At 65.1% G+C, this 10,682-nt stretch carries 8 protein-coding genes; 3 read left to right on the plus strand and 5 right to left on the minus strand.

The window, feature by feature from the left end; all coding sequences use genetic code 11:
• Positions 1 to 205: 205 nt before the first annotated feature.
• Complete coding sequence (locus tag ACTIAO_RS15470; protein ID WP_441907064.1) at positions 206 to 2,014, plus strand: ABC-F family ATP-binding cassette domain-containing protein; 1,809 nt, start codon at positions 206 to 208, stop codon at positions 2,012 to 2,014.
• A gap of 97 nt (positions 2,015 to 2,111) precedes the next feature.
• Here ACTIAO_RS15470 and ACTIAO_RS15475 read toward each other — a convergent pair whose 3' ends face one another.
• Both ACTIAO_RS15475 and ACTIAO_RS15480 read right to left on the minus strand, forming a co-directional pair.
• Positions 2,112 to 2,336 (minus strand): hypothetical protein, encoded by a 225-nt coding sequence (locus ACTIAO_RS15475; RefSeq protein WP_441907065.1) that lies wholly within the window; start codon positions 2,334 to 2,336, stop codon positions 2,112 to 2,114.
• Between the two features lie 21 nt (positions 2,337 to 2,357).
• A complete protein-coding gene (locus ACTIAO_RS15480; RefSeq protein WP_441907066.1) occupies positions 2,358 to 2,723 on the minus strand; it encodes a sulfate permease in 366 nt (121 codons plus the stop codon).
• A gap of 206 nt (positions 2,724 to 2,929) precedes the next feature.
• On the opposite strand from ACTIAO_RS15480, the gene ACTIAO_RS15485 reads away from it, so the two are divergent.
• Positions 2,930 to 3,940 carry a DNA-processing protein DprA gene (locus tag ACTIAO_RS15485; RefSeq protein WP_441907067.1) on the plus strand — a complete coding sequence of 337 codons (1,011 nt, stop codon included), beginning with the start codon at positions 2,930 to 2,932 and terminating at the stop codon, positions 3,938 to 3,940.
• Positions 3,941 to 4,066: 126 nt separating this feature from the next.
• Here ACTIAO_RS15485 and ACTIAO_RS15490 read toward each other — a convergent pair whose 3' ends face one another.
• A complete protein-coding gene (locus ACTIAO_RS15490; protein WP_441907068.1) occupies positions 4,067 to 5,689 on the minus strand; it encodes a UvrD-helicase domain-containing protein in 1,623 nt (540 codons plus the stop codon).
• A complete protein-coding gene (locus tag ACTIAO_RS15495) occupies positions 5,686 to 7,407 on the minus strand; it encodes a hypothetical protein (protein WP_441907069.1) in 1,722 nt (573 codons plus the stop codon). The genes ACTIAO_RS15490 and ACTIAO_RS15495 overlap by 4 nt, the downstream gene beginning before the upstream one ends.
• Before the next feature lie 320 nt (positions 7,408 to 7,727).
• Here ACTIAO_RS15495 and ACTIAO_RS15500 point away from each other — a divergent pair, with 320 nt between their 5' ends.
• Positions 7,728 to 8,708 carry a hypothetical protein gene (locus ACTIAO_RS15500; protein ID WP_441907070.1) on the plus strand — a complete coding sequence of 327 codons (981 nt, stop codon included), beginning with the start codon at positions 7,728 to 7,730 and terminating at the stop codon, positions 8,706 to 8,708.
• Between the two features lie 34 nt (positions 8,709 to 8,742).
• Here ACTIAO_RS15500 and ACTIAO_RS15505 read toward each other — a convergent pair.
• Positions 8,743 to 10,682 (minus strand): ATP-dependent DNA helicase (locus ACTIAO_RS15505; RefSeq protein ID WP_441907071.1); only part of this gene is annotated, 1,940 nt, incomplete at its 5' end.

The raw sequence follows: 10,682 nt of genomic DNA on the forward strand, positions 1-10,682 counted from the left end.
GCGTCGCGCTCGCGGCGCTGCTGATCGGCGACTGGGACCTGGTCGCGCTCGACGAACCCAACTATTCGATGGGTTGTTCTTCGCGGACACCTCGATTGTACCGTCGTGGCAGGGCGGCGTCACGCCCTCATGCCCGGCGTCGGGCTCGTGGGAGGCGGCCTGGCGTGCGGTATCGCGCCGCGCTGGCCGGGAGGTGTGGTCGCTGATGGCTACACCGCTTCTGGGGGCCGAAGGGCTGCACTTGGAGTACCCAACGCGGGTGGTCTTCGACTCGCTCTCGGTCGGGATCGAGGAAGGCGACCGGATCGGGATCGTCGGCCGCAACGGTGACGGCAAGTCGAGTCTGCTGGGGATGCTCTCGGGGCAGATCGAGCCGCAGGCGGGCCGGGTCACCCGACGCGGCGGCGTGCGGTTCGGCGTGCTGGGTCAGAGCGATGATCTGGACCCGGAGGCCACGGTCGGGTACTCGATCGTCGGCGACGCGCCGGAGCATGAGTGGGCCAGCGATGCACGCATCCGCGATGTGATCGGCGGGCTGGTCTCGGACATCTCCTGGGATGCTGTGATCGGCCGGCTCAGCGGCGGGCAGCGACGACGCGTGGCTCTCGCGGCCCTGCTGGTGGGCGACTTCGAGCTCATCGCTCTCGACGAGCCGACGAACCATCTTGATGTGGAGGGCATCGCCTGGCTGGCCGAGCACATGAAACGACGGTGGCCCAAGAACAGTGGTGGGCTGCTGGTCATCACACACGATCGCTGGTTCCTCGATGAGGTCTGTACCGAGACCTGGGAGGTGCACGATGGCATGGTCGAGCCGTTCGAGGGCGGGTATGCCGCGTATGTGCTCCAGCGGGTCGAGCGGGACCGGATGGCGGCTGCAGCCGAGAGCAAGCGGCAGAATCTGATGCGCAAGGAGCTGGCGTGGCTGCGCCGGGGTGCTCCGGCGCGGACGTCGAAGCCGAAGTTCCGGATCGACGCGGCCAACGAGCTGATCGCTGACGTGCCGCCGGTGCGCAACCCCATCGAGCTGCAGCGCGTCGCGGTGGCCCGGTTGGGCAAGCAGGTCGTGGACCTGGAAGACGTGAGCGTGACCTTCGGGGATCGGAAGGTTCTCGATGACGTGACCTGGCGGATCGCTCCAGGTGAGCGAACCGGCGTCCTCGGCGCGAACGGTGCGGGCAAGTCCACGCTCCTCGGGCTGATATGCGGCGCTCTGGAGCCGACCGAGGGCCGGGTCAAGCGGGGTAAGACGGTGCAGGTCGGTATCCTCGATCAGCAGTTCTCTCAGCTCGCTGATATCGGCGGTGACCGGGTGCGCGAGGTCCTGGCCCGCACCAAGACCACGTTCCAGATCGACGGCAAGGACCTCACCCCGGCGCAGCTGCTGGAACGGCTAGGCTTCGCCCGCGAACACCTCTCGGCACGGGTCGATGACCTCTCCGGCGGTCAGAAGCGGCGGCTGCAGCTGCTGATGCTGTTGCTCAGCGAGCCGAACCTGCTGCTTCTCGATGAGCCGACGAACGATGTTGATGCGGACATGCTCGCGGCGCTGGAGGACCTGCTGGACTCCTGGCCGGGCACGTTGATCGTGGTCTCGCACGACCGCTACCTGCTGGAGCGGGTCACGGATCAGCAGTACGCGATCCTCGATGGCGGGCTGCGGCATGTGCCGGGCGGGGTGGATGAGTACCTGCGGCTGCGAGCCGCGCAGGAGCAGCAGGCCGTGACACCGTCGCCGATGAGCGCCCAGACCGCCGAACAGAAGACGTCGTCGTCTTCGTCTTCGGAGTTGTCGGGTGCGGAGCGCCGGGCTGTGCAGAAGGAGATCGGCGCGGTCGAGCGTCGGTTGGAGAAGCTGTCGGGAATTATCGACCGCATCCATCAGCGTCTCGCCGATCACGATCAGAGCGACTACGAGGGCCTGCAAGGCCATACTGATGAGCTTCGCCAAGCGGAGGATGAGGTCGCCGAACTCGAAGAGCGGTGGCTGGAGCTATCCGAGTCGATCACCTGATGGCTCCCAGCCGTCGAGCCTGCCGCATGAGTTCGCGCCTGCCGCTTCGTGAGCGGCAGGCGCGAATGCTGATGACGATGGTTGGGGGCCGGGATGCTCAGGCCTGCGGCGGTCCGTACTCGTTTCTTGTTTCGACGGGGGTGGGTTCTCGGTAGGTCTCGGGAACCTCGTCGGCGCGGCGACTGGCTCGTGATTCTCCGATCTCCTGCAAGGTGAGACGGATCAGCATCTCCGACAGCTTGTGCAGATCGGGTGGTTCGCGATGCACCGCACTGATAGAGAGATGTCGTTCGTCGTACCGACGCCGCGAGGTCTTCTTCACGTACTTGCCTATCGTGCACTCCTACGCCGAGACCGTCGGTTCGGCGATGGCGCGCGCCCGAGAGTTACGCTCCGTGCATCGCTCGGTGTGCTCGTGCCACCGCACGCGGGCGAGCAGGATCAGGCTGACGGGGCCGATCCAGAGCATCTTGAGCGCTGACCAGATCGCGATGAGCACGATGATGTTGAGCCAGCCCGGCCCGCCGTCTCGGATGATGACGGTTAGCAGGCTCGCGGTGTAGAGGTATGGGATCGCGAGCAGCATTGCCGGGATGCCCCACTTGAGGCCGCGACGGGTGCGGACCTTGTCGAGCACGATATTGGTCGGCATCCATCGGCGCATGAAGGAGCGGATATGGATGCTGGCGAACCAGATGAGTCGGAACATGATGCCTCCAAGCACGTAACTGTGGTGAGGCAGTACGTGTGGAGTGTCCCGAAGGACGGCCCGAAAGGGGCCTACATGGTGAGGGGTGAAGCTGCCTCTGTGCTTCTCACTCTACGCCGCACGTACGACACGCGGTAGCCCCGCGGGCCGTGCTTGGTCGCCGGCGGCGCACCTTGCCGGTGACCGTCCGGGAAGGGGCACAGATCATGGGCAGGCTGGCAGAACAGGTAAGCGGCGAGCGGCAGGCGCGGATGATGCTGTCGATGATCGCCGAGCCCGACGACGCGATCACCGGCCGTATCCTGCACCGGGTTGGCGGGGTCGAGACGTTGCGGCTGCTCGAAGACGAGCAGGCTGCGGTGCCGGAGATGAACCGGGCTAACGCGATCGCCTGGCGCAACCGCGTCGCTCCAAGGATCGCGGACGGCATCCCCGCCCGTGTCGCGGACGCGGAACGAGCCGGCATGTCCACGCTCATCCCGACCGACGCGGACTGGCCGCACGCGTTCAACGACCTCGGCCCCCGCGCCCCGTACCTGCTGTGGATACGCGGGGCGACCTCGTTCCTTTCCGGCGCACTTGCTGATCGCGTCACGATCACCGGCGCCAGAGCCGGCAGCGAGTACGGCACGAATGTCGCCGCGCACCTCGCCGGCGACCTCGCCCAACAGGAGCGCACCATCGTCGCCGGCGGGGCCTATGGCATCGACGCCGCAGCCCACCGGGCGGCACTCGCCACCGGCGGGGGCACCATCGCGGTGCTGGCCGGCGGTGTCGATCGGTCCTACCCGCGCGGGAACGCGGACCTGCTGGATCGGATCGGGGATGTCGGGGCGCTGGTCAGCGAGGCTCCTCCTGGGGAGGCGCCGACGCGGTGGCGGTTCATGGCCCGCGCCCGTCTTCTCGGCACGCTCTCGGGAGTCACGGTGGTGCCGGAAGCGAGCTTCCGCTCGGGTTCCTTGCTCGTGCCGACCGAGGCGCACCGGCATAGCCGTGCTGTCGGTGCGGTGCCCGGCCCCGTCACGTCAGTGACCAGCGTGGGGCCGCACGAGCTCATCAAGCGCGGAGTCGCCCAGGTCGTCTCCGATACGGCAGATGTGACTGCGATGCTCGACTCGCTCGGCGATCCGGCGCGGCTCCTGAATCGGGAGACGCCGGGCCACCAGCTCGCCGCCCCGGCTTCCGGTCCGCCAGCACGGCCGGGGCCTCGCCTGTAGTCCGCCTCACGAAGCAGGCGGAGAGCTCACCACACTCATCAAGGAGAGGTACTCGGCCCATGAGCTGAGGGAGAGCGCACTCCAGCGCTTTTCATCTGACGCATTGGCGGCATGTTTCTGGGTGTTTCAGTTCGCAGCGAGAGCGTCGAGAGGGGCGACGGCCGCGTGGAACCGGTTGCCGACGAGTAGAACGACAATTTTCTTTCTAGCTCTGGAAAACACCACGTAGAGAAGTCGACTTGTCGTGGGAAACGGCTCCGACTCATAGCCCATGAAGTCTCCCTCCCGCAGTACAACGACGGTTGCGTCGGCCTCACGTCCCTTAGTCTGGTATAGGTTCATCAGCTGGACCTCGCGCGGATTGAGCACCGAATCCGTGAGAGCCGCATAGCTCGCTTCACGAGCTTCCGCGCAGATCGCTGCAACCATCTGACGGTCATCGCGGGCGCTGCTCGTTCGTATGGCTCGTGCATGCATTACCGAGAGCAAGGTCGCCGCTTGTTGCCAGGCACCGGACTTCTGCGGTAGCCCGAGCGCATCATGCACAGTAGCGGCTACCTCGATTGCCTCCCCAGCGGACGCGACATTGGAAAGACGCTCTCGAAGGGCGCTCAAGCGATCTTGCAAGGTCGTAGGACCTGAACCGTTTATCACCTGGTGCGCGATGGGAGGCGCCTGCCGTCCACGTTGCGCGCTCGTCAGGAACACGGCTACCGCTTCGAGAACGTTCTCCCAGGCGACATCTCCGGTATGGAATTGCACCATCGCGGCCTGGGCATCGAGGGCGGCGGCGAGTGCGTCGCTGAGACCAGCGACTTCATGCTCGATGCCGTCGGCTTCAAGCGCGTCTGAGAGAGCCGCGAGCATGTCGTTGTGGTGCGTGAACACTGCCACGCCCATCTCTTCGGAGGTTAGGTCGCTAACGATCCGTGAGACTTGGCTTGTCTCGTCGGAGAGAGGTATCCCGTTTCGGATAACCAGTCTCTCGTCCTGGATGGCGTTCGTGATGGCCTCCGAGTCGAACAGGCGCTGTCGAATGGCGTTGGCGACGGCCGGGATGATCCCAGAAGGATCTCGGAAGGAGGTTTCTGGAAGCACGATGGTGTTCTCTGCCCCTGCGGCCGAGCAGGCTTCGTCAATGCGCTCCACTCTGACGCCGTCTTCGGCGAGAAATGTATATATGCACTGATTCGGGTCGCCGAGCAGTATCAACCTGCTGTCTTGGGCTACCAGTTGAAGGAGATCTTGCTGCGCGTCGCCAGTGTCCTGAAACTCGTCGACGATTACGAGGCCCCACCGTGTGCGCAGGTGCTGTGCGACAGTCGGCGTGGCCTGAGCGATCTCAAGCGCTAGTGGGATGAGTTTGCTATATCCGATCTCGTTCTGAGCCAGTCCGAGTTTCTCGCGAGCGGGGCTGACGAGAACGGCGTCGCCGTGTCCAACCAGACTCCCGAATCTCCGAACTATAGAGAACGCAAGCGAGTGGAACGTCATGATATCCACCTGGGACCCTCGTCGGCCGAGGATTTCGCCTGCGTGCGTGGCAATGCGCGCCACCGAGGAGCGAGAGAATGAGAGGAACAGGACCCGGTCATGCGGTTTGCTTTCCGCTACCCGTTCGAGATGGGCGTAAGCTGCGGCGAGCGCGCTCGTCGTCTTTCCGACTCCCGCACCGCCGAGCACGACACTGAGTTCGGCCTGCGTCGCGACGACTTGCTCCTGCTCCGGGTTTCTGGGGGCGAAGGTCATGACACCTCGGGGATGTCGATGCGGCCGAGTGTGTCGCTACAGATCGCTTCGATGACAGATCGCGCTATTGGCGGCTGTCGCGTCAGCGCGTGCGCCCAGACTGCCCCCAACCCCTGCTTCTTAATCACTTTCGTCGTAATGAGGTGATCCGCGATGTCATCGTCGCCGAGACCGGATGGCAGGGTAGGCATGCCGAAGTCCTCCAGGGTCTCGACCGCCTCTCGGAGCCGATCTCCGGGTACGCCGCGGATAAGCGCGGCCTCCACGGCAGTGCGTGTGGGAAGTACGACGAGTTGTTCGACCATTCCCGCAAGGGCTCCGACCGCTGGGTCTTCTTGTCCTGGCTTGTCGTTGTCAACGATCGCTCGGACGTGGAATCCGAGTTCAAGGGCAATCTCGGCGATGGCAGGGAGCCGCGTGACCCCTCCATCCGACCCTGGTGGGGCGACCAGGCGGATGCCGTTAGCGGGTAGGCTGTGATGCGGTTCATTCGTCTTTAGGAAGAGCCGCGAGGCAAGTGCGCCGTACCCTTCGACGTCGAGCGGTCCCTCCAAGAGGACAACGGTTCTCGCGCTTAGCGCCGCGAGGAGTTGCTCAAGGATCAGTCTTCGATTGACGCGGCCGGCCTTGTCCGTAACCGCCGGGAGCTGATGCTGTCGTCTCTCGCCGTTGCTGATCGTAAGCCGGACGAGTTCGCCAGGGTCGAATGCCCGTACTACCTCGGGACGGCGCGTTGTGAGGATCGCTTGCCCTGCCGTTACATGGATGAGCCGCGCCATGTGTTCGGACGACGATGCGTCGAGGCGATCTCCGAAGTCATCACCAACAATGACCACACCAGATTGCGCATCTCGCGCGGCGGCGATGGCTTCAGCCGCCGAGAGTACGCTTTCGAGCGTGGAACCCTGGGAACGAACTGGAAGAGGCCCGGCCTCCCCGATCGATATCGCTGGCTGAAGCGCTCTGAGGAGGGCAGACATAGAACCGTCATCCGCCAGGAAACTTATTTCGCCGGAATCATCGATACCGAAGAGAGCCTGCGGTCCAGAATCGATGACCTTATCGAGTACGTCGGTGACCACCTCCGTCTCGGAGAACGATCCGGTAGCAGCATGGATCGCCGTGTCCAAATTGGTAAGGGCGCTGTCCAGCCCCGAAGGGTCAGCATCAGCAAGGAGTGCTCTCAGAACTCCCTCTGCCCGTAGTTGGAGGGCCGGCGAGCTGTCGATGAACTGGATTGGCAGAGCCTCGCGCTCGATACGGCTCGCTCTCTTGAAAACTCCGGCAGCGGGATCACTCCGTGCTGGGTAATCAACCCAGTGCTCACCGGTATCTGTATCAAGCTCATATCGTGCGCGGTAACAAAGACGTATGCCCAGAACTGCGTTGCCTGCGTTGCGTGAAGTGGCGATCTCTCCGGTTTCCTGGTCGAACGTTTCCAAGTTCTCGCTGAGAAGAGTTTCGAGGTCATCTCCGAGGTCGAGCAGAGTCACTTCTACCTCTGTCAGAGACTCGTCATCGTCGTCAGCGGGTCGGTAGATATCGAGCGGATTCACGCGGGAACGCGTGCTGCGGGGATCGAGGACCCGCCGTAGCGCCTCGACTATGTCAGTGCGGCCTGCCTGCGGCTCACCTGCAAGCACCATATTCTCTGGCACCACTAGTTCTGCATAGTGATAGCCGCGGAAGCGTTCGATACGGATGCGGGCGACCCTCATTGGCTACTCCTTGCATGCTCCACGACACACGCTGACTGTTGGACTCACCACGGGACGATGAGCGTGAGTCGACGGACCGTCTACTGTTCGGGGCCGGCTGTCCCCAGTGCCCATCCTCCCATGAGCAGTAGACAAGATGAGCCGACGCAACATGACGAACCCCTGGCGCGCATGGCGAGAGGCCCAGATCAGGTAGTCCGTCAGGTGCAGCGACGTGTCGGCGGCGTTGCCCGCGACTTCACTGCGTCCTTCGCGCGCTTGGCCCGATCCCAGTCCGAGTCGTCTCACACCCGACGGCCCAGTGCCTCTAGGCTCGCACTATGGACCTCTTCGAATCAGCCCGGCTGCGCATCTCGCGCGCGCAGAGCCGTGCGCGAGAGATGTCTGAAGCCTGGAACGACTATCTTGCGCCCCACCCCTTCGAGTTCTTCTTGCTCCGCACTTCTCCGACGCAGTATCTGGTTCGCCTTGAGCAAACCGAACCGGTGCCGCTTGAACTTCCCGCATTGTTCGGAGAATGGCTTTACAACCTACGTTCTGCTCTCGATCACGTTGTGTGGGCTTCAGCGGCACATGCGTCGGGATCTATTCCTCCGGCTGGCGAAGACGGTCTTCAGTACCCGATCTACGACACGGAGAAAACGTGGAAACGCAATCTCTGGCGGCTCCGCCCTCTTCCGGAGCACCAGGTGGAGATGCTGCACACGATGCAGCCGTTCAACTCCGACCTGGATGCTAACTTCCTCGGGTGGATCAATCGGCTCGCGCGGATCGACCGCCATCGCCGTCTGGCGATGTGGACTGCCAGAGTCGCCGAAGCCGAGCCTGTGTTTCAGATCCCGAGTGGCGTCACCCCAGCTCTGGAATGGGGCCAATGGGTCTTTGCGGGAAGGCGCTGCGATCTTGCTCGGGTGACGTTTCCCGATGCCGATTCAGCAGATGACGTCTCGTATAACCCTCGCGTCGGTATCGATCCGGAGATCGCCGAGTGGGGTGCATCCGACTTCTGGAAGAACATCCGCTTCTCGGAGCGCCTGAAGATGTTGATGGTCTTCGTCAAAGCCGAGATCGATATCTACGACTACGACTGCACGGGAGCGCCTGCCGCCCGCAGCACCGTAACGAGCGCCTTCGCTGACGAATCAGATCGCCGACGTGAGGCCGGGCTCTTTCCAACGATGACGGCCGTCGCACCAGAGCCGCCGTCGTGGACGAACGCGAGTAGCCCTCGGGCCTCAAGTGTTGACCGTTTCATGGGGCGCGATTTTCCAGCCGACGGCAACGAATCCGCCCTCTCCTGAAACACCGAGTAGATGCGGGGCTCGCCTGCGGCCGCTACTGCAGCGTCGGTCCGAGGCGCTGCGATCCATTGCGTCGGGCGCGTTCCTGCTCGGGCTGTTCGGCTTGGGTGAGCTTCTGCGCCCGGTCGAAAGCGGCGCGGGCGCGGGCACGATCGATCTTCTGCGCCGCGGTCTGCGGTGCGGGGCCGAGCGGGGCGTCGTCGTCGACTTGGTAGCGGTCGCGGTAGGCGGCGACGGTCCTGGCGTCGCGCCGCCATCGTGCCGCGCCGCGCTCATCCGCCGGCGTTTCACCCAGCGCGGTCATCCACAGCTCGGCGCCGTGGAGGGCGGTGTCGAGGATCGCATCGGCACGGGCCTCGATCAGCTCGCGGCGTTCGGTCAGGGCCTGGCGCATCTCACTGGTCATCGGGCCGGTGGCGTGTGGGATGAGTCCGACGATCAACCTGGGGGCCTTCCGGGTGCGCCCGGACCCGGAAGGTTGGGCGGTGGCGCGGGCGAGACGATAGTGCATGACCTTGGCGACATCCTCGGCGTCGTCGAACCCGCGGGCCGCGACCAGGCGCGGGAACAGGGTGTCGAGGTCGTGGTGGTTGGCCTCGGCCCGGCGCAGCTCGGCGGTCAGCGCCCCGAACGCCTCCGACCCCAACGAGGCCTCGGCCTGCTCCTCGCTCAGCCCGGAGCCTCGGATGAGGGTGGCCCAGCGGTCGTGCTGGGCGGCTGCGGCGATGGTCTCGTACTCCGCGGCAAGCTGGGCGATCGACCCCCAGTGCTCCTGCTCGGCGGTGATCGTCTCGTGCGCGGAGACCTCGGCGCCGGAGTGCTGCAACACCCCGAACAACACGCGCCTCCCGGTCGCCTCCTCGTTGTCCGACGGATGCGGAGCCGAGTGCGTCGGGTCGGGCCGGTCAAGGACCACGTAGGCCTGGTTCGAGTGCTTGCCGCGGGTCATGGCGACGTAGAAGTTCTCCCGCGTCGTCGTGGGCTCGACCAGCACGTGCGCGGTATCGACGCTGATGCCCTGAGCGCGGTGCGCGGTGACTGCGTAGCCGAGGTCGACGTGCTCGGCCACGTAGTCCGCCGGGAGCACGATCGACCCAAACCGGCGGCCGGGCTTGCGGATTGTGATCGACCCGTCATCGCGCACATCGGTGATGCGCCAGGTCTCACCGTTGCGCACCCAATCCCGGCCGGTGCCGGTGCGCAGGCGTCGGTCGTTGCGGCGGGTGATGATCGCGTCCCCGACCCCGCCACGGGTGCCCTCGGCCAGGGCGACTTCGCGGGTCGGGGTGATGCGGCCGTCGAGGATCAGGTCGGCGCGGGCGCGGTCGTTCAGCGCGGTCACGTCCTCCCGTGTTTCGGCGATCAGCACCGATACCCGCCCGGCGTCCCGGTCGGCCCGCCACGCGGCGTAGGCAGCGTCGATCATCTCCTCGCCGTCGCCATCGGCGATGCGGTGATGGTTGAGGTAGGTGTCGATCACACGGGTGCGGCCGTGCCGCAGGTCCAGGGAGGCGGTCTTCTCCCACTCGTGGATGAACCGATGCACGTCCACCAGCTCCGGGGCATCATCGTGGCGGTCGGCCACGAGCATCCCGAACGCCCCGCCGGCATCCACGGATTGCAGTTGTCCGTAGTCGCCGACCAGCAGCACCTTCGCGCCCGCCTGCGCCGCGAGAGCGGTGATGCGATCCAGCGAGAGCGTGCCGGCCAGGGATGCTTCGTCGATGATGACCAACTGGCCGGCCTGGAAGGTCTCGCCGCGGGTGAAGTGGTTCTGCCACCACTTCGCCGTGTTCTCCGTGGCGATCCCGAGATCATCACCCAGCACCTGCGCCGCCACCGCTGACGGTGCCAGCCCGACCACGGAACCGGCGCCGTGCTGCTTCTCCCACGCCCGCCGCAGCGCGTTCATCGCCGTAGTCTTGTCGACGTGTCGGGTTTGACCGGCGTACCTACCAGGCAACAAGGGAGGTC

The sequence above is a fragment of the Microbacterium sp. genome, assembly GCF_052099035.1.
Classification (GTDB): domain Bacteria; phylum Actinomycetota; class Actinomycetes; order Actinomycetales; family Microbacteriaceae; genus Microbacterium.

Bases quoted from the DNA above. Each gene is read 5' to 3' on its own strand.
- ACTIAO_RS15470 (WP_441907064.1), top strand. From the start codon at position 206: ATGGCTACACCGCTTCTGGGGGCCGAAGGGCTGCACTTGGAGTACCCA.
- ACTIAO_RS15480 (WP_441907066.1), bottom strand. From the start codon at position 2,723: ATGTTCCGACTCATCTGGTTCGCCAGCATCCATATCCGCTCCTTCATG.
- ACTIAO_RS15485 (WP_441907067.1), top strand. From the start codon at position 2,930: ATGGGCAGGCTGGCAGAACAGGTAAGCGGCGAGCGGCAGGCGCGGATG.
- ACTIAO_RS15490 (WP_441907068.1), bottom strand. From the start codon at position 5,689: ATGACCTTCGCCCCCAGAAACCCGGAGCAGGAGCAAGTCGTCGCGACG.
- ACTIAO_RS15495 (WP_441907069.1), bottom strand. From the start codon at position 7,407: ATGAGGGTCGCCCGCATCCGTATCGAACGCTTCCGCGGCTATCACTAT.
- ACTIAO_RS15500 (WP_441907070.1), top strand. From the start codon at position 7,728: ATGGACCTCTTCGAATCAGCCCGGCTGCGCATCTCGCGCGCGCAGAGC.